At 63.8% G+C, this 21,350-nt stretch carries 16 protein-coding genes and 4 tRNA genes; 6 read left to right on the top strand and 14 right to left on the bottom strand.

What is annotated here, in order from left to right; genetic code table 11:
* Positions 1–38: 38 nt before the first annotated feature.
* Complete coding sequence (locus C163_RS06200; protein WP_025338056.1) at positions 39–1,007, top strand: EAL domain-containing protein; 969 nt, start codon at positions 39–41, stop codon at positions 1,005–1,007.
* 150 nt (positions 1,008–1,157) lie between these two features.
* On the opposite strand, the gene C163_RS06195 is transcribed toward C163_RS06200, so the two are convergent.
* The 9 genes from C163_RS06195 to C163_RS06155 form a co-directional block, all read right to left on the bottom strand.
* Complete coding sequence (locus tag C163_RS06195; protein WP_013971408.1) at positions 1,158–1,526, bottom strand: hypothetical protein; 369 nt, start codon at positions 1,524–1,526, stop codon at positions 1,158–1,160.
* Positions 1,523–1,861: a helix-turn-helix transcriptional regulator gene (locus C163_RS06190; protein WP_025338055.1), complete on the bottom strand. Its 339-nt coding sequence runs from the start codon at positions 1,859–1,861 to the stop codon at positions 1,523–1,525. The genes C163_RS06195 and C163_RS06190 overlap by 4 nt, the downstream gene beginning before the upstream one ends.
* 111 nt (positions 1,862–1,972) lie before the next feature.
* A complete protein-coding gene (locus C163_RS06185) occupies positions 1,973–2,413 on the bottom strand; it encodes a YkvA family protein (RefSeq protein ID WP_015269270.1) in 441 nt (146 codons plus the stop codon).
* A 293-nt stretch (positions 2,414–2,706) separates the two neighbouring features.
* Positions 2,707–3,471 carry an FKBP-type peptidyl-prolyl cis-trans isomerase gene (locus C163_RS06180; protein ID WP_003257347.1) on the bottom strand — a complete coding sequence of 255 codons (765 nt, stop codon included), beginning with the start codon at positions 3,469–3,471 and terminating at the stop codon, positions 2,707–2,709.
* A gap of 348 nt (positions 3,472–3,819) precedes the next feature.
* Complete coding sequence (gene pcaQ, locus C163_RS06175) at positions 3,820–4,752, bottom strand: pca operon transcription factor PcaQ (RefSeq protein ID WP_025338054.1); 933 nt, start codon at positions 4,750–4,752, stop codon at positions 3,820–3,822.
* A 48-nt stretch (positions 4,753–4,800) separates the two neighbouring features.
* Complete coding sequence (locus C163_RS25975; protein WP_177325754.1) at positions 4,801–5,742, bottom strand: RHS repeat-associated core domain-containing protein; 942 nt, start codon at positions 5,740–5,742, stop codon at positions 4,801–4,803.
* A 287-nt stretch (positions 5,743–6,029) separates the two neighbouring features.
* The gene (gene nirD, locus C163_RS06165) at positions 6,030–6,392 is read right to left on the bottom strand and encodes a nitrite reductase small subunit NirD (protein ID WP_025338052.1); all 363 of its coding nucleotides are present in this window, start codon (positions 6,390–6,392) and stop codon (positions 6,030–6,032) included.
* Positions 6,392–8,944, bottom strand: a complete 2,553-nt coding sequence (gene nirB / locus C163_RS06160) for a nitrite reductase large subunit NirB (protein WP_025338051.1) — start codon at positions 8,942–8,944, stop codon at positions 6,392–6,394. Before nirB ends, nirD begins: the two co-directional genes overlap by 1 nt.
* Before the next feature lie 305 nt (positions 8,945–9,249).
* Complete coding sequence (locus tag C163_RS06155; protein ID WP_025338050.1) at positions 9,250–13,275, bottom strand: bifunctional nitrate reductase/sulfite reductase flavoprotein subunit alpha; 4,026 nt, start codon at positions 13,273–13,275, stop codon at positions 9,250–9,252.
* 266 nt (positions 13,276–13,541) lie between these two features.
* Here C163_RS06155 and map point away from each other — a divergent pair, with 266 nt between their 5' ends.
* Complete coding sequence (map, locus tag C163_RS06150) at positions 13,542–14,390, top strand: type I methionyl aminopeptidase (RefSeq protein ID WP_081742236.1); 849 nt, start codon at positions 13,542–13,544, stop codon at positions 14,388–14,390.
* Positions 14,391–14,627: 237 nt separating this feature from the next.
* Here the strand turns inward: map and C163_RS06145 are convergent.
* The 4 genes from C163_RS06145 to C163_RS06130 all read right to left on the bottom strand — a co-directional run bounded on the left by C163_RS06145 (position 14,628) and on the right by C163_RS06130 (position 15,130).
* A tRNA-Asp gene (locus C163_RS06145) sits at positions 14,628–14,704 on the bottom strand.
* 13 nt (positions 14,705–14,717) lie between these two features.
* A tRNA-Val gene (locus C163_RS06140) sits at positions 14,718–14,793 on the bottom strand.
* Between the two features lie 171 nt (positions 14,794–14,964).
* Positions 14,965–15,041, bottom strand: a tRNA-Asp gene (locus C163_RS06135).
* 13 nt (positions 15,042–15,054) lie between these two features.
* Positions 15,055–15,130 (bottom strand) — tRNA-Val (locus C163_RS06130).
* A gap of 217 nt (positions 15,131–15,347) precedes the next feature.
* Here C163_RS06130 and rdgC point away from each other — a divergent pair.
* The 3 genes from rdgC (at position 15,348) to sugE (ending at position 17,969) form a co-directional block, all read left to right on the top strand.
* Positions 15,348–16,268: a recombination-associated protein RdgC gene (gene rdgC / locus C163_RS06125; RefSeq protein WP_013971401.1), complete on the top strand. Its 921-nt coding sequence runs from the start codon at positions 15,348–15,350 to the stop codon at positions 16,266–16,268.
* Positions 16,269–16,455: 187 nt separating this feature from the next.
* Positions 16,456–17,421 carry a bile acid:sodium symporter family protein gene (locus tag C163_RS06120; protein ID WP_025338048.1) on the top strand — a complete coding sequence of 322 codons (966 nt, stop codon included), beginning with the start codon at positions 16,456–16,458 and terminating at the stop codon, positions 17,419–17,421.
* A gap of 230 nt (positions 17,422–17,651) precedes the next feature.
* Positions 17,652–17,969, top strand: coding sequence for a quaternary ammonium compound efflux SMR transporter SugE (sugE, locus tag C163_RS06115; RefSeq protein ID WP_025338047.1), 318 nt, complete (start codon positions 17,652–17,654; stop codon positions 17,967–17,969).
* A gap of 9 nt (positions 17,970–17,978) precedes the next feature.
* Here sugE and C163_RS06110 read toward each other — a convergent pair whose 3' ends face one another.
* The gene (locus tag C163_RS06110) at positions 17,979–19,856 is read right to left on the bottom strand and encodes an MFS transporter (RefSeq protein ID WP_025338046.1); all 1,878 of its coding nucleotides are present in this window, start codon (positions 19,854–19,856) and stop codon (positions 17,979–17,981) included.
* Positions 19,857–20,116: 260 nt separating this feature from the next.
* Here C163_RS06110 and C163_RS06105 point away from each other — a divergent pair, with 260 nt between their 5' ends.
* Positions 20,117–21,295: an MFS transporter gene (locus C163_RS06105; protein WP_025338045.1), complete on the top strand. Its 1,179-nt coding sequence runs from the start codon at positions 20,117–20,119 to the stop codon at positions 21,293–21,295.
* Positions 21,296–21,350 lie beyond the last annotated feature (55 nt).

The raw sequence follows: 21,350 nt of genomic DNA, 5'->3' as shown, positions 1-21,350 counted from the left end.
GTGGAAACGCCCGGCCCTTTCATTTTCAGGAATACGTCATGACCGTCGCCGAACAGCTCAGTGCCTTGAGTGCCATCCTGGCTCAACGCAGCATCCACAGTCTGTTCCAGCCGATCATGTGCCTGAGCGAGCAACGGGTTTTCGGCCATGAAGCATTGAGCCGAGGGCCGTCCAACAGCCCGCTGCACGCGCCGCTGAACCTGTTTACCATCGCCCGCCAGGCCGGCCGCCTGACCGAGCTGGAGGCTGCCTGCCGGGAAAGCGCCTGCCGGCGTTTCAGCGAACAGCAGCTGCAGGGCAAGCTGTTTCTCAACATCTCGCCGGAATCGCTGCTGGAGCCGCACTACCCGTCCGGCCAGACCCTGAAACTGCTCGAACAGGTCGGCCTGCCACCCAGCCGGGTGGTGATCGAACTGACCGAACACACCCCGACCGACGACTTTCAGCTGCTGTCCAATGCCCTGCACCACTACCGGGACATGGGCTTCTCGATTGCCATCGACGATCTGGGGGCGGGTTATTCGAGCCTGCGCCTGTGGTCGGAGCTGCGCCCCGAATACGTGAAGATCGACCGCCATTTCATCGACGGCATCCACCGCGACCCGCTCAAGCGTGAATTCGTCGGTTCGATATTGCAGATTGCCCGGGCGTCGAAGGCGCAGGTAATTGCCGAAGGCATCGAGCTGGCGGAAGAGCTGGCAGTGCTGGTGGAGATGGGCGTGGACCTGGTGCAGGGCTACCTGCTGGGGCGGCCGCAGGAGCTGGGGGCGCGCGAAAGCAGGCCGCTACCAGCGCTGATGAACGTTCCGCAGGCCGAACAGCCGACGGTGCGGCTCAATGCGACGATTGGGCAGTTGCTGGAGTTGTTTGGCCGGCACCGGCACCTGGAGGTATTGGAGGTGGTGGATGCCGATGGCAGGGCTTGTGGGCTGATCCACAGAGATGCTTTGCCTGTTCCGGCCTCTTCGCGGGTAAACCCGCTCCCACAGGTTCACCACACATCTTGAACCTTGTGCAGTACCTTGTAGGAGCAGCCTTGTGCTGCGAAGAGGGCATTACACATACCGGCCCTTTCGCAGCACAAGGCTGCTCCTACAGGTCGGCGCTATCCCTGTGGGAGCGGGTTTACCCGCGAAGAGGCCGGAACAGGCAACGAATCAGGCTGTTTCGGGGTAGCTGTACTCGAACACCCGAACTACCTCGGAGGCATGCCACGACGCCGCCTCCATGCCATCCACCGGCCCGGAGAAACGCCCCAGGCGCTCCACGCATTCAAAGAAGCCGGTACGCGGCAAACGGCTGGCACCCTGGCTGATCACCAGCGAGCTGCGCAATGGCTGCTCGGCGCGGGCATCCAGCACCGCCAGGTACTCAAGCGCGGCTGTCAGCGTCTGCATGGCCGGGCTGGGCAACTGCAAGCGCTCGATGAGCGCTCGATACGTCAGCAAGTGACGTTGACGACGGGCCAGGTCAAGCTCGCCCAGCAGGTTATCCCAGTGCTGACGGCTGATCCTGACCTGGCTCATGATGGCTCGCTCCAGCCAGCCACCCCCAGATGCCAGGCCAGGGCTCGGCGGATGGCAGCATCCGGCTGGCGTTCGCCCGATTCGATCATGGCCAGGTAAGCCGGGCTTACCCCGACATTGCGCGCCAGTTGCTCAGGGGCAATGCCCTTGGCCTGGCGAATCTGTGCCACTTCGCTGAAGGTCGGCAATGGCGCACTGGCTGCATCGCCCTGCGCTTCACTGGCAACCACCTCGGCAGGTGCCTGCCCTGCGGCCTTGAGCAGTGCCTGGTACTGTTCCCAGGGAACGACGGCGTACTCGGGTTGACCGTCCCGGCTGATGACCTGAATACCCATTACAAACCCCTTTAAAAAGGATTACAGCATGTAATCCGTAGGCATAACCCTTATGCCAATTATATTACCAACTCTGGGGTCTGTGCAGTTGCGCTGCGGTTGCGGCCAGTTTCACTGCGTGTTGCGTTCCAACCGCAGCGCTTCAGGGGTGGCCGGCAGGCGCTCGACCACGCGCAGCCGCTCGGGCGCCTGGCTGTCACGCCAGGCCTTGAAGCGCGCCAGTTCGTCGGCCACGGTCTTCAGCACCCAACCCAGTACCGCGATGTCGTCGAGGAAACCCACGCCCAGCAGCCAGTCGGGGATGGCGTCGATGGGGCTGACGAAATACAGCAGCCCGGCGACGATGGTGACCAGCGCCTTGGGGCTGATGGCGCGATACTCGCCGCGCCACCAGGCCAGGCACAGCGACTGCAGCAGCTTCACGTCTTCACGCAACTGGCCGATGCGCGGGCCTTTGCGGGCTACCGCAAACAGCAAGGCCGGCAACCGGCCACGGCTGAGCAGGCGCTCGGCCAAGGGCAGGAAACGGGCGAAATTCCAGGGTGCGCTCATGGAGCCTCCAAGAGGAAAAGGTTATCCACATTTATTGTGGATAACCTTGTGAACAGGGCGACGTTTCCGACCCCAGGTGCCTGCCAGGCAAGGGCCCCGGTCAGATCGGGCGTTTTTTACACAGTCGTTTCATACCTTGGGTGCGTACGCCGCAAACGGTTTGCGTCAGAAGCATTCTGCTTCTTCACGCTGCATTTCCTCGGACAGTATCAGCAGTTGCAGGTTCGTCCAACTACCCGGCACAAACGAAAACGCCCCGTCAGGACGGGGCGTTTTACATGGGCCAGCCAGTGTTACTTGGCAGGCGCTTCGGCCGGGGCCTCGGCAGGAGCTTCCGCTTCCGGCTCGGCGCCTTGCAGCTGGGCCGGGTCCTTGATGGCGATCAGTTCCAGGTCGAATACCAGTACCGAGTTGGCCGGGATCAGCGGGCTTGGGCTCTGCGCACCGTAGGCCAGTTCAGCCGGGATGAACAGCTTGTACTTCTCGCCGACGTGCATCAGCTGCAAGCCTTCGACCCAACCCGGGATCACGCCGCTGACCGGCAGGTCGATCGGGCTGCCGCGCTCGACGGAGCTGTCGAACACCTTGCCATCGATCAGCTTGCCTTCGTAGTGGACGGTGACCACGTCGGTCGCCTTGGGCTGCGGGCCGTCGGCCTTCTTGACCACTTCGTACTGCAGGCCCGAGGCAGTGGTGACCACGCCTGGCTTCTTGGCGTTTTCCTCGAGGAACTTCTTGCCGGCGGAGGCGGCTTCTTCGCTGGCCTTGGCCAGGCGCTCTTCGGCACGCTTCTGCAGCGCGGTGAAGGCCTCTACCAGCTCTTCGTCCTTGATGCGCTGTTCCTTCTTGCCAACGGCGTCTTCGATGCCGAGGGCGACTGCTTTCGAATCAAGGTCTTCCATGCCTTCCTGAGCCAGGCTCTTGCCCATGTTCAGGCCGATACCGTAGGAGGCTTTCTGTGCCGGAGTCTTCAGCTCGGGGCTGCTGGTCTGTTGATCACAGCCAGCCAGTACCAGGCCTACCAGGGCAACCGCAGCCGCCAAACGATGCTGTTTCATGCTATTTCCTTGTTCATGCGCCAAAAGGGCAATCAGGGTAAAGCCGCGAGCTTAGCAGGCGGCCATGACCAATGGCTACCGGCATAGGAGCGGGTTTTGGTAAGGAAGTTCAGTAGTTAAACGCTTATTCATCAAAGGATGTGCAGCCACTGGCCAGTATCGACCGGTTGCGGCGCTTTTGCGCAGTTTTCTTTCACTGAATCACGGCTTGCACGGTCGATGTAGGAGCGGCCTTGTGTCGCGATGGAGCGCAAAGCGGTCCCAGATTTCAGCACCGCTGCACAGATTGCCGGGGCCGCTTTGCGGCCCATCGCGACACAAGGCCGCTCCTACAAAAACCACCTGCGTTCAGGGGTAGCTGCCCTCTCGGTACTGCCCCGCTACCTCGCGCAACACCTCGCATACCCACTGCCCAGGCAGGCTCTGCGGCAAGGCGGCATTGCGACAGATGCCGACCGAGCCGCCAGGCTCGCGCACACCCAGGTCGAGCTCGACCAGCTCGCCCCGGCGCAGGTCGAGCAGCACCGCATCGCGCGGCGCCACCCACACGGCATCGCTGCCCAGCAGGTAGCGCCGGCTCAGTGCCAGCGACAGGGTTTCCAGGCGCTGGGTGGGCATCTGGATGCCACATTGCACGAACAGGCTGTCGGCATGTTGGCGGATGGTGGTGCCTGCGGGCGGCAATACCAACGGGTAACGCCCCACCTGCGCCCGCTCCACCGGAGTGCCGGCCAGCAACGGGTGGCCAGGCCGCACCACCAGGCTCATCGACTCGCTGTACAGGTGCTCGAACGACAGGCCCTGGATCTGTGGGCTGTCGGTCATGCGCCCGACCACCAGTTCCAGTTCGCCCAGGCGCAACTGGCCGAGCAGCTGCGCGCTGACCCCTGTGACCACACTGATCACCAGCGCCTCATGGCGCTGGTGCAGGCGGCACAGCACTTCGGGCATGAGCAGGCCTTCGACCGTGGACAACACGCCGATGCGCACCTGCGACGGCGCCCGCGCCTCGCCACGCAGGCTGCTGACGCCATCGCGCAGGGCCTGCACGCTGGGCCCGGCGTAGCGCATGAAACGCGTGCCGGCCGGGGTCAGCTCGACGCCCTGGCGGCTGCGCGCGAACAGGCGCGTTTCCAGCAGGTCTTCGAGTTCCTTGAGGGTCTTGGAGATGGCTGGCTGGCTGATTGCCAGGATGTCGGCAGCCCTGGCCAGGCTGCCCTGCCGGGCAATCTCCAGGAAGCACAGCAGGTGGCGGTACTTGATGCGGGTGTCGAGGTTCATGGCGGGGCGATCTGTAAAAACGAGCTACCACTTTACGCCTTCAGGTGGTCATTGCCTCAACTTGAGAGCCAAGTCTTTCGGTTCGTTCGATACTTCACGTGGTGCAATTGCCGGCTTTACCGTGACAGGTGCATAGGCGAACCGCGCAAAATCGGGGTCGTCGGAAGCCATCGTTTTGATCAGCTTGACCCAGTAATTGTCCATGCTGCCATTGATCATGGCCGGCCGATTATCATCCGTCCACAAACTGCCCTGATAGCCTGTCGAAGGCGCCTGAGTAATGTTCGCCATGTCCTGGATAAATGAGGATTGGCCGTTAGCGGAATTGCATGCCAGGATATGCGTCTCTTGCCCGTTCATAGAGTAACCATGTTTTTGCAAAGTCTGCACAACTGCACGTGCGGGATGGTTGACCCGCTGAGTTCCAATTCTGCCGGCCACACCATGAGCCCCGATATTCAGAACCTGCACTCCAGAAACATTCTGCGAGTAGAAAACCCGCATCCCATCAATCACTTTGATGGGGCCCCTGTAGTAAAAAACCTCTGCATTTATTGGTGAATGACCGCTGGGGTCGCTCAAGTTGACAGGGTCCCCTTTTACAAAGGCATATGCATTCAACCCACCCTTGCCAAACGGTGATTGGTTATCGGCGCTTTGAAAGCGCATCAACACTGGGCTGTAGGTACGGTAGCCATTTCCCAGAGGGTAGCACTGCGTCAGCATATCGCAGCGTTCACCTTTGAAGCCGATATCCTTTACCGGCCGATGTGCAGCGACACCATGAACAGCGAAACATCGATGAGCGCACGCCGCACTTTCAATTTCAGATAGCACCGAACCTTGTGAATCGCTGCCGATAATTCTAGTTAAACCAACTGATGAGCGAATGGCTGATAGCCCCACATCAAAGCGCATGCAGGAGAGAAACTCATCCCCGCCGACAAGCGTTGAAACACCATTGCGCCCATAGAAATACTTTCGGATCATGGACCTCATTATGGACATAGTGCCAGTTACCTCTATCCCCTGCGCTACCGGCTATCATGAACGCACCATCAAGACAAATGTACTGGCAGATATACCAGTTGCGATAAGGCCTGCAACCTGCAGGAGCTGACTTGCCTGCGATGGGCCGCGAAGCGGCCCTGGGATATCAGCATCATGGCAACAGTTGCCGGGGCTGCTGTGCAGACCTTTCGCTACACAAGGCTTCTCCCACAGGTCCTGTGCACGCCTTGAGAGCGGGTTTGTTGGCGAAGGCAGCGGATGGGGGATCAGACCACAGCCAACTCCACCGCCTCCCCATTCAAGCGCACCGGCCACACCCGCAGGCGCTGCCCGCCATCTTCCAGGCACTCCCCGCTTTGCAGGCTGAAGTGCTGCTTGTACAACGGCGCCGCCACCACCAGCTCGCCCTGCACACTGCCCACCAGCCCGCGGCCGATGATGTTGGCGCCGGACCGCGGGTCGCGGTTGTCCACCGCGTACAGCGGCTGCGCCTGCCCCGGCAGGTAGAACAACGCCACCTGGGCCCCGTCGAGCCAGACCACCACCCCGGAATCGGCCACCAGGTCATCCGCCTGGCACACCGCCTGCCAGTTCTCGTGGGTTTTCACAGCAGCATTGGACAAGTTCATCAGACAGCCTCCTCGACGGTTGGGATCAGGTGCAGTGGCGCAGCAGGCCGGCGCTGTTCGCGTTCGCGCACGAAGTGCACGTCCGGGTCGGCGCGGCGGTCGTTGACGAAAGTGCGGAAGCGCTTGAGCTTCTCGGGGTCGTTGAGGGCGTTGGCCCATTCGCATTCATACTGGTCGACCACATGCTGCATCTGCGCCTCCAGCTCGCTGGCCAGGCCCAGGCTGTCGTCGATGATCACCTGCTTCAGGTAGTCCAGCCCACCTTCCAGATTCTCGCGCCACACCGAGGTGCGCTGCAGCTTGTCGGCGGTGCGGATGTAGAACATCAGCACGCGGTCGATCAGGCGCACCAGGGTTTCGTCGTCGAGGTCGGTGGCAAACAGTTCGGCATGCCGCGGGCGCATGCCGCCATTGCCGCACACGTACAGGTTCCAGCCCTTGTCGGTGGCAATCACGCCGATGTCCTTGCTCTGCGCCTCGGCGCATTCGCGAGTGCAGCCGGACACCGCGAACTTGAGCTTGTGCGGGCTGCGCAGGCCTTTGTAGCGGTCTTCCAGGCGCAGGGCCATGCCGACGCTGTCCTGCACGCCGTAACGGCACCAGGTGCTGCCAACGCACGATTTCACCGTGCGGGTCGACTTGCCGTAGGCATGGCCGGTTTCGAAGCCGGCCTCGATCAGCTCGCCCCAGATTAGCGGCAGCTCGTGCAACTGGGCGCCGAACAGGTCGATGCGCTGGCCGCCAGTGATCTTGGTGTACAGGTCGTACTTTTTCGCCACCTGGCCGATCACGATGAGCTTGTCGGGGGTAATTTCACCACCGGGGATGCGCGGCACCACCGAGTAGGTGCCGTTCTTCTGCATGTTGGCCATGAAGGTGTCGTTGGTGTCCTGCAGCGGCACCAGCGCCGGGTCCATGATCGGCTGGTTCCAGCACGAGGCGAGGATACTGCCCACCGCCGGCTTGCAGATGTCGCAGCCAACGTGGCCCTTGCCGTGGCGTTCGAGCAGTTCGTTGAAGGTGCGGATACCCTCTACCCGCACCAGCCCGTACAGCTCCTGACGGGTGTAGGCGAAGTGCTCGCACAGGCTCTTGTCCACCGCCACGCCACGGGCGGTCAACTCGTGCTCGAACACCTGCTTGAGCAGTGCCGCGCAACCACCACAACCGGTGGCGGCCTTGGTGCAGCCCTTGACTGCGGCAAGGTCGCCGCAGCCGCTGTCGATGGCGGCGCAGACCGCGCCCTTGCTGACGTTGTGGCAGGAGCAGATGGTCGCGCTGTCGGGCAGCGCATCGGCGCCCAGGGCCGGTGCGCCGCCGCCTTGCGGCAGGATCAGTGCCGCAGGGTCGGCTGGCAAGGCGATGCCGTTCTGGGCGTATTGCAGCAGGGTGTCGTAGTAGCTGTTGTCGCCCACCAGCACCGCACCGAGCACGTGCTTGCCGCTGGCATCCACCACCAGCCGGCGGTAGGCGCTGTTGGCTTCGTCGATGAAGCGGTAGCTGCGTGCGCCCGGGGTGGCGCCATGGGCATCGCCGATGGAACCGACATCCACGCCCAGCAACTTGAGCTTGGTAGACATGTCGGCACCGGTGAATTCGCCAGCGGCTTCACCCATCAGCAATGCCGCCAGGTTGCGCGCCATGCTGTAGCCCGGGGCGACCAGGCCGAACACGCTGCCGTTCCACGAGGCGCACTCGCCGATGGCAAAGATGCGTGGGTCGCTGCTGCGGCAATGGTTGTCGATGACCACGCCGCCACGCGCGGCGATGTCCAGGCCACAGGCACGGCCCAGGGCATCCTGCGGGCGGATACCCGCAGAGAACACGATCAGGTCGGTTTCCAGATGCTCGCCGCCATCGAAGTTCATGCGGTAGCGGTAGTCTTCACCCGCACTGATCGACTGGGTGGCGCGCGACAGATGCACGCCAACGCCCAGCGCTTCGATCTGTGCCTTGAGCGCGGCACCGCCCTCGCCGTCCAGCTGCACCGGCATCAGCCGTGGGGCGAACTCCACCACGTGGGCTTCCAGGCCCAGCGACTTGAGGGCGTTGGCTGCTTCCAGGCCAAGCAGGCCACCACCCACTACCACGCCACGGCGGGCACTGGCTGCGGCAGCGCGGATGCCGTCGAGGTCGTCAAGGGTGCGGTAGACCAGGCGGGCATTGCCGCTGGAACCTTCGATCGGCGGCACGAAGGGGTAGGAACCTGTGGCCAGCACCAGCTGGTCGTAGCCATAACGGCCCTCGGCGGTGACCACTTCGCCGCGCTCACGGTCGATTTCCAGCACCGCTTCGCCGAGGTGCAGGTGCACACCGTTGGTACCGTAGAAGTCCTGCTCGCACAGGGCCAGGGTTTCGGCACAGCTGCCGCCGAAGTACTCGGACAGGTGCACGCGGTCGTAGGCGCGTTGGCGCTCTTCGCCGAACACATGCACCTCGAAGCGCTGCAGGGCGCCGCGGCTGACCAGTTGTTCGACGCAATGGTGGCCGACCATGCCGTTGCCGACGATGACCAGTCGCTCTCGTTGCCCGCTGCTCGCTGTTGCCTTCATAAGCCGATCCTCGATCAAAAAAAAAGCGCCTGGAGCCGAAGCTCCAGGCGCCTTTGCCTGTATTCATCACGGTAGGGGGCCCGGGTTGATCGCCGTTGATCAGTGGGCTTTGTTGTAACTGGGATAAAGCAGGGAGTGTGCCAACCCTGTTTCCTGTACCGGCCTCTTCGCGGGCACGCCCGCTCCCACAGGGTTCTCCACGTTTATTCAGACCTGTGCAGTACCTGTGGGAGCGGGCGTGCCCGCGAAGAAGCCAGTACAGCAAATGCACATTCCAAGTGCATCACTCCCCATCTTGGAGCACATCAATACACATCCCGCCGATACCGCTTGGCCCTGCCCAGCGCTTCGACATAAGCCGCAGCCGCCGCTGCATCCATGCCGCCATGCTCGGCCACGATCGCCCGCAACGCCGCATCCACATCCTTGGCCATGCGCTGCGCATCACCACACACATAGAAGTACGCCCCCGCCTCCAGCCACTGCCACAACTGCGCGCCCTGTTCGAGCATGCGTTGCTGCACGTAGACCTTCTCGGCCTGGTCGCGTGAAAACGCCGTGTCCAGACGCAGGTGCCCTGCAGCCTGCCAGGCCTGCAGCTGCTTCTGGTAATAGAAATCGGTGGCCGCGTACTGCTCGCCGAAGAACAGCCAGTTGGCCCCTTTCGCCCCACGTGCCTCTCGCTCTTCGAGGAAGGCCCTGAACGGCGCAATGCCGGTGCCGGGGCCGACCATGATCACCGGCACGCTGTCGTCCTCGGGCAGGCGAAAGTGCTTCGACACTTGCGGGAAGATGGCTACCTTCAGTGCCTGCGCACGGTCGGCAAGGAAGCTTGAACACACCCCTTTGCGCGCGCCATAGCGCACCGTGGAAACGGTCAGGTGCACCTGCTGCGGGTGCGCCAGCGGGCTGGAGCTGATCGAATACAGGCGCGGCTGCAACGGTTTGAGCAGCTCCAGCCAGCTGGCCAGCGGCAGCTGCTGGGGGAAGGCGCGCAGCACATCGACCAGTTGCCGCCCCCACAACCAGTCCTGCAGCTCGGCCTTGCACTCGGGCTGCAGCAGGCGCTGCAGGTCCGGGGCATTGCCGGCGAAGGCCTGCAGCTGCTGCATGGTGACCTTGGCGATCTCCAGGTGCGCTTGCAAGGCTTCGGTCAGCGGCATGGCGGGATGGCCTTTCAGCTGAACCATGGTCTGGCCATCGAGCTGCATCAGCGCCAGCAGCTCGTCGACCAGGGCCGGACAGTTGCGCGGCCACACGCCCAAGGCATCACCGGCGGCATAGGTGAAACCGCTGCCGCTCAGGTCGAACACCAGTTGACGGGTTTCCTTGCTGGCACCCGGGCCGTTGAGCAGGCGGTTTTCCAGCAAGGTGGCAGCCCAGGGTTGCTGCTTGCCATAGGCCGCCACGGGCGCAGGCTCGGTGACCGGTTGCGGTGCAGCAGCGTTGCCTAGCGTTGGCAGCAGCGCATCCAGCCAGGCGGCGAAGGCGTCGTCGAAGTCCGGCTCGCAGTCCACCCGCTGCAGCAGGCGCCGCCCACCCAGCTCGGCCAGGCGTTGGTCGAGCTTGCGGCCAAAGCCGCAGAACTGGTCGTAACTGGAGTCGCCCAGGGCCAGCACGGCAAAAGGCAGTTCGGCGCAGTGGGCGCCCTCCTCGCCTTGCAAGGCTTGCCAGAATGCCGCTGCACTGTCGGGTGCGTCACCATCGCCAAAGGTGCTGGCGATCAGCACCACGCTGGCGGCGCCCTGCAGCTGGCGCGGGCTGACCGCTTCCATGCAACTGAGCTGCACGTCGAGGCCGGCACCGCGCAGGCGCTCGGCACAGCGTTCGGCCAAGAGCTCGCCGTTGCCGGTTTGCGAAGCCCACAGCACCTGGTGCCGGGGTGCTATCAACGCTGCATCGGGCAGCACCGCCGGCTGGGCGAACAGCCCGGCCAGCAAGCCATCGACGAACAACCGGCGGTTGGCGGCCAGCGGCGCACTGGCCGGCAGGCAGGGCACGCCCTCGGCGCGGGCCTGGTCCAGGCCCAGCAGGAAGCCTTGCAGATAATGGCGCTCTTCCTCGGCCAGCACCGGAGCTGGCAGGGTGTCCAGGCCAAGCAGACGGGACAGGGTGGCGGTCGGCATGCGGGCAGGCTCCGGATTGGCAGTGTTCAGATCAAGGGCTTCGATGCGCTCACCGGCAACCCGCTCCAGGGTCACGGCACAATGCTTGAACGCCGGCTGCAGCGACAGCGGGTCGACCGCATCACACGTCACGGCGTTGATCGCCAGTTGCTCGCCGATCAGGTCATTCCAGTGAAACGGGGCAAAGCAGTTGCCAGGCATGACCCGGTCGCTGATTCGCGCGGGTAGCACGGCCTGCCCGCGGCGCGAGCGAATGGCCACCAGGTCCTTTTCGGCGATGCCCAGCCGGGCAGCATCGTCGCAGTGGATTTCCACGAAGGGGCCGGGCTCCAGCTTGTTCAGCGCCGGTACCTTGCCGGTCTTGGTCAGGGTGTGCCACTGGTGCTGCACGCGGCCGGTATTCAGCACCATGGGGTAATCGGCATCCGGCAGCTCCGCCGCCGGCAACCAGGGCCGGGCGAAGAAGCGGGCCTTGCCGCTGGCGGTCGGGAAGGCCAACACCGGGCACTCGCCCTGGGCATCGCGCAACAGCATCTGGCTGCTGCCGTCGTTGCGATAGCGCAGTGGGCTGCGCGGGTTGTCACGGCCTGGGGCGCAGGGCCACTGGTGCGGCTGTTCGCGCAGTTCGGCATAGCCGATGCCCCGCAGGTCGTAGCCGGTGGTTGGGTTGTGAAAGCGGCGGATCTCCTCGTACACCGCCTCGGCATCGGGGTAGTCGAAGGCGTCGGCATAGCCCATGGCGCAGGCGACCCGGGCGATGATCTGCCAGTCCGGCAGGCTCTGCCCGGGCGGTTCGACGGCACGTGGCATAAGGGTGAGGTTGCGCTCGCTGTTGATCATCACGCCCTCGCCTTCGGCCCACAGCGCAGCCGGTAGCAGGATGTCGGCGTAGCGGTTGGTCTCGGTGTCGAGGAAGGCATCCTGGGTAATCACCAGTTCGGCCTGGCGCAGGCCGTCGATCACCTGCTGGCGGTTGGCGACACTGGCCACCGGGTTGCTGCAGATGACCCAGCAGGCTTTTACCACGCCGCTTTTTATCTGCTCGAACAGCGCCACCGTGCCCTCGCCGCCTTCGCTGCGCAGGCTGCCCGGGGCCAGTTGCCACTGCTGCTCGACGAAGGCGCGGTCTTGCGCTACCAGCGCCGAGCGCTGGCCTGGCAGGCCGGGGCCCATGTAGCCCATCTCGCGGCCGCCCATGGCATTGGGTTGGCCGGTCAGCGAGAACGGCCCGCTGCCGGGACGGCAGATGGCGCCCGTGGCCAGGTGCAGGTTGCAGATCGCATTGGTGTGCCAGGTGCCGTGGATGCTCTGGTTCAGGCCCATGGTCCAGCAGCTCATCCAGTTGCTGGCGCCGCCGATCCATTCGGCGGCCTTGATGATGTCGGCCTCGGCCAGCCCGGTGATGGCGGCCACCCGGTCAGGGGTGTAGTCATCGAGAAAGGCCGGCAGTTCGTCCCAGCCTTCGGTGTGGCGGGCGATGAAGCCGGGGTCGGTGTGGCCGTTGCGCAGGAGCAGGTGCAGCAGGCCATTGAGCAAGGCCATGTCGCTGCCGGGGCGCACCTGCAGAAACAGGTCGGCCTTGTCGGCGGTGGCGCTGCGCCGTGGGTCGACGACGATCAGCTTGGCACCCGCCTTGACCCGGTCGAGCAGGCGCAGGAACAGGATCGGGTGACAGTCGGCCATGTTGGCGCCGATCACCAGGAATACGTCGGCGTGCTCGAAGTCCTGGTAGCTGCCGGGCGGGCCATCGGCACCGAGCGACAGCTTGTAGCCGCTGCCGGCACTGGCCATGCACAGGCGCGAGTTGGACTCGATGTGGCGGGTGCGGATAAAGCCCTTGGCCAGCTTGTTGGCCAGGTACTGGGCCTCCAGCGATATCTGCCCGGACACGTACAGCGCCACGGCGTCGGGGCCGTGCTGGTCGATGATGCCGCGCAAACGCCCGGCGGCGGCGGCGATGGCCTGGTCGATGCCGGTACGCGCTGGCTGCTGGCTGCGCTGCTGGCGCACATAGGCATCCTCCATGCGCCCGGCGGCGGTCAGCGGCAGGTGTGCGGTGAGGCCTTTGGTGCACAGGCGGCCGAAGTTGCTGGGGTGCTGCTTGTCGCCGCTGATCTTGCCGACCTTGCCATCGGCGACGCTCATGACGATGCCGCAACCGACGCCGCAGTAGGGGCAGACGCTGCGCACTTCGCTGTTGGCCATGGGCGGGCTCCTGTAGGGAACGCAAAAAGGCGCCGGCTGCCCCTGCTTGCTGGGCAAGCGGGGCAACACGGCGCCTTTGTCGTGAAGTTTTGTGGGCTGTCGACGTTGATAGCCCTGGATGGAGGTGAAACAGCAATTTATGGGCCAGCTGTGTCGACCCTTTCGCGGGCATGCCCGCTCCCACAGGGATATCACAATGCCTGAGGGCGGTGCTGCACCTGTGGGAGCGGGCGTGCCCGCGAAGAGGCCGGTACAGGCTGTGCACCATGCGATGGCAACCCCATACCCCATGGCGCTATGCTGGGGCACATTCCAGCACGAGCCACTGCACTCCCCCCATGTCCCAGGTGATTATCAAGACCCCCGCCCAACTCGACCTGATGCGCCGCGCCGGCCAGCTGCTTGCCCAGGTGTTCGCCGACCTCGACACCTTCATCCGCCCCGGCGTGACCACCATGCAGATCAACGACCGCGCCGAGGCGTTCATCGTCGGCACGCTCAAGGCCCGCCCGGCGAGCAAGGGCCAGTATGGATTCCCCTATTCGCTCAACACCTCGGTGGACCATGTGGTGTGCCATGGCATGCCCAAGGTCGATGAAGTGCTGAAGGAAGGCTCGATCATCAACGTCGACATCACCCTGGAACAAGGCGGCTATATCGCCGACTCGTCAAAGATGTACAGCATCGGGCCGATCAGCGATGAGGCGCAGCGCCTGGTCGACACCACCTATGACGCGCTATGGAAAGGCATCGAACAGGTACGCCCCGGGGCTACGCTGGGTGATATCGGCCATGCCATCCAGACCCATGCCGAAGCGGCGGGCTACAGCGTCGTACGTGAGTATTGCGGGCATGGCATCGGCCAACAGATGCATGAAGGGCCGGAGGTGCTGCACATTGGCCAGCGCGGGATGGGCCTGAAGTTGAAGCCGGGGATGGTGTTTACCATCGAACCGATGATCAACCAGGGCGGACGCGGGACGCGCACGCTGAAGGATGGCTGGACGGTGATTACCCGCGACCACAGCTTGTCGGCGCAGTGGGAGCATACCGTGGCGGTGACCGAGGATGGGTTTGAAGTGCTGACTTTGCGGGAAGAAGAGCGTCGTAGCTGAAATTGCCGGGGGCGCTTTGCGCCCCTTTCGCGACACAAGGCCGCTCCTACAGGAGATCGCGTCACTCGCTGACTGCGCATACCCCTGTAGGAGCGGCCTTGTGTCGCGATGGGCCGCAAAGCGGCCCCAGGATTTCATGAACGATAAAATCGCTCAGGATGCAGAAACAAAAAAAGCGACCCTAAGGTCGCTTTTTTTGTTACTTCCGGGTGTTCAGTAGGCCCTGGAAGTGGAATATGGCGCAGCGGACGGGACTCGAACCCGCGACCCCCGGCGTGACAGGCCGGTATTCTAACCGACTGAACTACCGCTGCGCTAAACATCGAGTGGTGGGTGATGACGGGATCGAACCGCCGACCCTCTGCTTGTAAGGCAGATGCTCTCCCGGCTGAGCTAATCACCCATGTCTCTCGGTGTGGCGCGCATTCTACGGGCGACTTGGCGCTCTGGCAAGCACTTATCGAACTTTTTGCAAAATTCGCGAAAACACCAAATCTCAGGCACAAAAAAAAGCGACCCTGAGGTCGCTTTCTCTGTTACTTCCGGGTGTTCAGTAGGCCCTGGAAGTGAAATATGGCGCAGCGGACGGGACTCGAACCCGCGACCCCCGGCGTGACAGGCCGGTATTCTAACCGACTGAACTACCGCTGCGCTAAACATCGAGTGGTGGGTGATGACGGGATCGAACCGCCGACCCTCTGCTTGTAAGGCAGATGCTCTCCCGGCTGAGCTAATCACCCTTCGTCTCGGTGTGGCGCGCATTCTACGGACGGCCCCGTACCCTGGCAAGCACTTTTTTAACTTTTTTCAAAAAAAACCTCAGGCCTTTCAAAGACCTAGCGTTGCGATGTGCATCTTTACATCCAGCTACAGCTACTGGCACTCCGACAGGGTTGGCCTGAGAGCACCGCTCGGAGAATAATGCCCGCCTTATGCATTAAGGAGAGATTGCCCCTCATGTGGTTCAAGAACCTGCTGACCTACCGCCTGACCCAGGAAGTCCCGTTCGAGCCTGAAGCGCTGGAAGCGGCCCTGGCCAGCAAGCCGGCCCGCCCCTGCGCCAGCCAGGAGCTGACCACCTATGGTTTCGTCGCGCCATTCGGCAAGGGCGAAGACGCTCCCCTGGTGCATGTCAGCGGCGAGTACCTGCTGATTGCCGCGCGCAAGGAAGAACGCATCCTGCCCAGCAGCGTGGTCAACGACGCGGTGAAGGAAAAGGTCGAAGAGATCGAGACCGAGCAGATGCGCAAGGTCTATAAAAAGGAACGCGACCAGATCAAGGACGAGATCATCCAGGCCTTCCTGCCGCGCGCGTTCATCCGCCGCTCGATGATCTTCGCTGCCATTGCCCCGCGCCTGGGCGTGATCCTGGTCAACTCGGCCAGCGCCAAGCGTGCCGAAGACCTGCTGTCGACCCTGCGTGAAGTGATGGGCTCGCTGCCGGTGCGCCCGGCCACCGTGAAAATCGCACCGGTTGCCACCATGACCGAGTGGGTCAAGTCGCAGGAAGCTGCCGAAGGCTTCTATGTGCTGGACGAGTGCGAACTGCGCGACACCGCCGAAGATGGCGGTATCGTGCGCTGCAAGCGCCAGGACCTGACCGGCGAGGAAATCCAGCTGCACCTGAGCACTGGCAAGGTGGTCACCCAACTGGCCCTGGCCTGGCAGGACAAGCTGTCGTTCATTCTGGATGACAAGATGGTGATCAAGCGCCTGAAATTCGAAGAGCTGCTGCAGGAGCAGGCCGAACAGGATGGTGGCGATGAGGCTGCGCAGCAGTTCGATGCCAGCTTCCAGCTGATGATGATGACCTTTGCCGAATTCCTGCCGGTGCTGTTCGAGGCGCTGGGTGGGGAAGAGATTCCGCAAGGGGTCTGACTGGTTTTGAAATGCCGGTACTGGCCTGGGAGATATCCTCAGACAGTACTGGCCTCTTCGCGGGCTTGCCCGCTCCCACAGGTACACCACAGTTTCTGAGTACTGTGGTGTACCTGTGGGAGCGGGCAAGCCCGCGAAAGGGCCAGTGAAATTCTTGAAGCCATAAAACAGAAAAGGAATTGCCCCCATGCGTGCCCTCGCCGCCCTCAGCCGCTTCGTCGGCAATACCTTCGCCCTGTGGGTGCTGGTGTTCGCCGTACTGGCCTTCCTGCAACCGCAATGGTTCATCGCCCTGAAGGTGGCCATCGTGCCGCTGCTGGGTCTGGTGATGTTCGGCATGGGCCTCACCCTCAAGCTCGATGACTTCGCCGCCCTCGCCCGCCAGCCCTGGCGGGTGATGCTGGGTGTGGTCGCGCACTTCGTGATCATGCCGGGCATGGCCTGGCTGCTGTGCCAGCTGTTCCACCTGCCGCCGGAAATCGCCGTGGGCGTGATCCTGGTTGGCTGCTGCCCGAGCGGCACGGCGTCGAACGTGATGGTCTGGTTGTCCCGCGGCGACCTGGCGCTGGCGGTGGCGATCGCTGCGGTGACCACCCTGCTCGCCCCGCTGCTGACCCCGGCGCTGATCTGGTTCCTGGCCTCGGCCTGGCTGCCGGTGTCCTTCATGGACATGTTCTGGTCGATCCTGCAGCTGGTGATGCTGCCGATCGTGCTCGGCGTGCTGGCCCAGCGGCTGCTTGGCGCGCGGGTGCAGGCGGCGGTGCAGGTGCTGCCGCTGGTGTCGGTGGTGAGTATCGTGATGATCGTGTGCGCGGTGGTGGCGGCCAGCCAGGCGAAGATCGCCGAGTCGGGGCTGCTGATCATGGCGGTGGTGATATTGCACAACAGCTTCGGCTACTTGCTGGGGTACCTGACCGGCAGGCTGTGCAAGCTGCCACTGGCACAGCGCAAGTCGCTGGCGCTGGAGGTGGGCATGCAGAACTCCGGGCTGGGCGCGGCACTGGCGGCGGCGCATTTTTCGCCGCTGGCTGCGGTGCCGAGTGCGTTGTTCAGCGTTTGGCACAATATTTCCGGGGCGCTGCTGTCGACCTGGTTCCGGCGCATGGGGGAACCTGTGGCAGAAGCTGAAGGTGGGGAGCCGGCCAGGCATTGATGTTGCCTGCACTGGCCCTTTCGCGGGCACGCCCGCTCCCACAGAGATCTCTACAATCTTCAGACCTGTGCAGTACCTGTGGGAGCGGGCGTGCCCGCGAAAGGGCCGGTACAGGCTTGCCCAGAGGGCTGCATATGTGCACCATGGCACCCACTGTGAGGACGACCTCACGACGCACCGCGTGACCATTCCGGGGACGGCCCCATCATTCACAACGATGGAGACGCACCATGTCCTGGATCATCCTGTTCTTCGCCGGCCTGTTCGAGGTCGGCTGGGCCGTCGGCCTGAAATACACCGACGGCTTCAGCAAGCCTCTGCCCACCGTCCTCACCGTCGCCGCCATGGCCATCAGCCTGGGCCTGCTGGGCCTGGCCATGAAAGAGCTGCCGCTGGGTACCGCCTATGCCATCTGGACTGGCGTCGGCGCCGTCGGCACGGTGATCGCCGGCATCATCCTGTTCGGCGAGTCCATGGCCCTGGTACGCCTGGTCAGCGTGGCGCTGATCGTTACCGGCCTGGTCGGCCTGAAAGTCAGCGCCAGCTGACGCCCTCCCCTAGCGCAGGTTGCCGCGCAGGCGGCTGACCTGCTCACGCAAGGCTTCTGGCTGCGCCGCCTCCACCGGGATGGCGGCGCCTGCCACGATGGTCACCCGCGACCACAGGCGCTTGAAAAAGCCCTTGGCCGGGTCACGGCTGAAGAAGCTGCCCCACAGCCCCTGCAAGGCCAACGGAATGACCGGCACCGGGGTTTCTTCGAGGATGCGGTTGACGCCGCCCTTGAACACATCGATTTCGCCGTCCCCGGTCAGCTTGCCTTCAGGGAAGATGCATACCAGCTCGCCATCGGCCAGGTACTCGGCAATGCGCGCGAAAGCACGTTCGTAGATGGCCTGGTCTTCGTTGCGCCCGGCAATCGGGATGGCGCCTGCGGTGCGGAACACGAAGTTGAGTACCGGCAGGTTGTAGATCTTGTAGTACATGACGAAGCGGATCGGCCGGCGGATCGCCCCGCCCAGCAGCAGCGCATCGACGAACGACACGTGGTTGCACACCAGCAGCGCCGCGCCTTCGTCGGGGATGCGCTCGAGGTCGCGGTGTTGCACGCGGTACATCGAATGGCTGAGCAGCCAGATCAGGAAGCGCATGGTGAACTCGGGCACGATCCTGAAGATATAGGCGTTGACCGCGATGTTGAGCAGCGACACCACCAGGAACAGTTGCGGGATGGTCAGCTCGGCCAGGCCCAGCAGGATGATGGTGAGCACTGCCGACACCACCATGAACAGGGCATTGAGGATGTTGTTGGCAGCGATCACCCGGGCGCGCTGGTCTTCGGCGGTGCGGGCCTGGATCAGTGCATACAGCGGTACGATGTAGAAGCCGCCGAACACCCCAAGGCCGACGATCGACAGCAGGATCCACCAGGCCTGGCCCATGCCCAACAGCGCCAGCCAGTCGTGCGGTGCCGCCGCAGCCGGCACATCGCCGGAGTGCCACCACCACAGCAGGCCGAACAGGCTCAGCCCGAACGAGCCGAACGGCACCAGGCCGATTTCCACCTTGCGCCCGCTCAGCCGCTCGCACAGCAGCGAACCCAGGGCGATCCCCACCGAGAACAGGGTCAGTACCAGTGTCACCACCGTGCCATCACCGTGCAGCCAGTCCTTGGCGTAGGCCGGGATCTGCGTGAGGTAGATGGCACCGACGAACCAGAACCACGAGTTGCCGACGATCGAGCGCGACACCGCCGGCGGCTGCCCCAGGCCCATGCGCAGGATCGCCCACGACTGCCTGAAGATGTTCCAGTCCAGCGGCATTTGCGGCGAAGCGGCAGCGGCCCGCGGGATCCAGCGGCTGGACAGGTAACCGAGCACGGCGGTGCCGACCACGCCACCAGCCACCACGGTGGCATAGCTGTCGGCCGACATCATCACCCCAGCGCCGATGGTGCCGGCGAGGATGGCCAGGAAGGTACCGGTTTCCACCAGCCCGTTGCCGCCGACCAGTTCTTCTTCGCGCAGGGCCTGCGGCAGGATCGAGTACTTCACCGGGCCGAACAGCGCCGAGTGGGTCCCCATGCCGAACAGCGCCACCAGCATCAGCGCCAGGTGGTTGGTGATGAAGCCGAGCGCGCCTACCGCCATGATCGCGATCTCGGCCAGCTTGATGGCCCGGATCAGCGCATCCTTGGCGAACTTCTCGCCAAACTGCCCACCCAGCGCCGAAAACAGGAAGAACGGCAGGATGAACAGCAGGGCGCACAGGTTGACCCAGATCGAACGGTCACCGTCGCCCAGGCTGAGCTTGAACAGGATCGCCAGGATCAGCGACTGCTTGAACAGGTTGTCGTTGAAGGCACCCAGCGACTGGGTGATGAAAAACGGCAGGAAACGCCGCTTGCCGAGCAAGGTGAATTGCGAGGAGTGACTCATCGTCCTTGGTCCTGAGGGCTTTTCAATTGGAGGCGCGCCGGGCGCGACAAGCCACAAATCTGCATGGGAAATGCACTGACTGGCAAGCGCTCAAGGATTTTGGAGGGCTGTACCGGCCCTTTCGCGGGCACGCCCGCTCCCACAGGGATATCACATGCCTTGAGGGCATGTGGGAGCGGGCGTGCCCGCGAAAGGCCTGCGCAGCAGGCCTCTGTTGGCATATTCTGGCCCCCGGCAAAACAGAACAACAAGGATGTGTAATGCTCGCCGCCATCAAACGCTACCCGCACACTGTGCGCCTGCTGCTCGGCACCACCTTCACCCTCACCGTCGCCCGTGCCCTTACCCTGCCCTACCTGGTGGTGTACCTGGCCGACAACTTCCACCTGCCGATCAGCCAGATAGGCCTGCTGATCGGTGGCGCGCTGATCATCGCCTCGCTGCTGAGCCTGTATGGCGGCCATCTGGTGGATACCTTGCGCAACCACACACTGGTCAGCGCCAGCACCCTGCTGTTTGCCCTGGCCTTCGTCGGCGCGGTCGCCAGCAACTCGGCGCTGCTGTTCTTTCTCTGCCTGGTAATGATCAACCTGGCCCTGGCAGTGGTCGACATCGCCGCCAAGGCGGGCTTCTGCGCCTTGCTGCCGGTGGAGGAACGGGCCGAAGTGTTCGCCATCAAGTACACCCTCAGCAACGTCGGCTACGCCGCCGGCCCGCTGCTGGGCGTGGCCATGCTGGAGCTGAACGACCATATGCCGTTCATCGCCTCCGCCCTGCTCGGCCTGGGTATGTGCCTGGCTTACTGGCGCCTGGGGGACCGCGGTCTGCAGGCCAGTGCGCCGGACAAGCCCGGGGTCGGCTTTGGCCAGGTGGCGCTGGGGCTGGCCCGTGACCGGCGGCTGGTATGCTTCACCCTGGGCGGGGTGCTGAGCGCGGTGGTATTCGGCCAGTTCACCGCCTACCTGTCGCAGTACCTGGTGGTGACCAGCAGCCCGGCCGAGGCGGCGCGCCTGATCGGTTACCTGGTGACCACCAACGCGGTGACGGTGATTGCCCTGCAGTACCTGATCGGCCGCCACATCAGCCGCCAGCGCCTGATGCCCTGGCTGCTGGCCGGCATGGGCCTGTTCATCGCAGGGCTGCTGGGCTTTGCCCTGGCCGGTTCGGCGCTGGCGTGGTGCCTGGCGATGCTGGTGTTCACCCTGGGCGAGATCATCGTGATCCCGGCCGAGTACATGTTCATCGACCTGATCGCACCGGAGCAATTGCGTGGGGTGTATTACGGTGCGCAGAACCTGTCCAACCTCGGTGCGGCGCTGGGGCCGGTGATGGTGGGGTTTGCCCTGGTGCATCTGTGGCCGGGGGCGATCTTCTACCTGCTGGTGTTGTCGGTGATACTGGCGGGGGTGTTTTATTGGCTGGGTACCCGCAGTAGTTGATGTTGGCTGTACTGGCCTCTTCGCGGGCGTGCCCGCTCCCACAGGGATATCACAT

Origin of the sequence: Pseudomonas sp. FGI182, assembly GCF_000511325.1 — a bacterium.
Classification (GTDB): domain Bacteria; phylum Pseudomonadota; class Gammaproteobacteria; order Pseudomonadales; family Pseudomonadaceae; genus Aquipseudomonas; species Aquipseudomonas putida_Z.
Note: the sequence above shows the minus strand (reverse complement) of the source record. Positions and strands in the feature narration are given on the sequence as shown.

Bases quoted from the DNA above. Each gene is read 5' to 3' on its own strand.
- C163_RS06200 (WP_025338056.1), top strand. From the start codon at position 39: ATGACCGTCGCCGAACAGCTCAGTGCCTTGAGTGCCATCCTGGCTCAA.
- C163_RS06195 (WP_013971408.1), bottom strand. From the start codon at position 1,526: ATGAGCCAGGTCAGGATCAGCCGTCAGCACTGGGATAACCTGCTGGGC.
- C163_RS06190 (WP_025338055.1), bottom strand. From the start codon at position 1,861: ATGGGTATTCAGGTCATCAGCCGGGACGGTCAACCCGAGTACGCCGTC.
- C163_RS06185 (WP_015269270.1), bottom strand. From the start codon at position 2,413: ATGAGCGCACCCTGGAATTTCGCCCGTTTCCTGCCCTTGGCCGAGCGC.
- C163_RS06180 (WP_003257347.1), bottom strand. From the start codon at position 3,471: ATGAAACAGCATCGTTTGGCGGCTGCGGTTGCCCTGGTAGGCCTGGTA.
- pcaQ (WP_025338054.1), bottom strand. From the start codon at position 4,752: ATGAACCTCGACACCCGCATCAAGTACCGCCACCTGCTGTGCTTCCTG.
- C163_RS25975 (WP_177325754.1), bottom strand. From the start codon at position 5,742: ATGATCCGAAAGTATTTCTATGGGCGCAATGGTGTTTCAACGCTTGTC.
- nirD (WP_025338052.1), bottom strand. From the start codon at position 6,392: ATGAACTTGTCCAATGCTGCTGTGAAAACCCACGAGAACTGGCAGGCG.
- nirB (WP_025338051.1), bottom strand. From the start codon at position 8,944: ATGAAGGCAACAGCGAGCAGCGGGCAACGAGAGCGACTGGTCATCGTC.
- C163_RS06155 (WP_025338050.1), bottom strand. From the start codon at position 13,275: ATGGCCAACAGCGAAGTGCGCAGCGTCTGCCCCTACTGCGGCGTCGGT.
- map (WP_081742236.1), top strand. From the start codon at position 13,542: ATGCGATGGCAACCCCATACCCCATGGCGCTATGCTGGGGCACATTCC.
- rdgC (WP_013971401.1), top strand. From the start codon at position 15,348: ATGTGGTTCAAGAACCTGCTGACCTACCGCCTGACCCAGGAAGTCCCG.
- C163_RS06120 (WP_025338048.1), top strand. From the start codon at position 16,456: ATGCGTGCCCTCGCCGCCCTCAGCCGCTTCGTCGGCAATACCTTCGCC.
- sugE (WP_025338047.1), top strand. From the start codon at position 17,652: ATGTCCTGGATCATCCTGTTCTTCGCCGGCCTGTTCGAGGTCGGCTGG.
- C163_RS06110 (WP_025338046.1), bottom strand. From the start codon at position 19,856: ATGAGTCACTCCTCGCAATTCACCTTGCTCGGCAAGCGGCGTTTCCTG.
- C163_RS06105 (WP_025338045.1), top strand. From the start codon at position 20,117: ATGCTCGCCGCCATCAAACGCTACCCGCACACTGTGCGCCTGCTGCTC.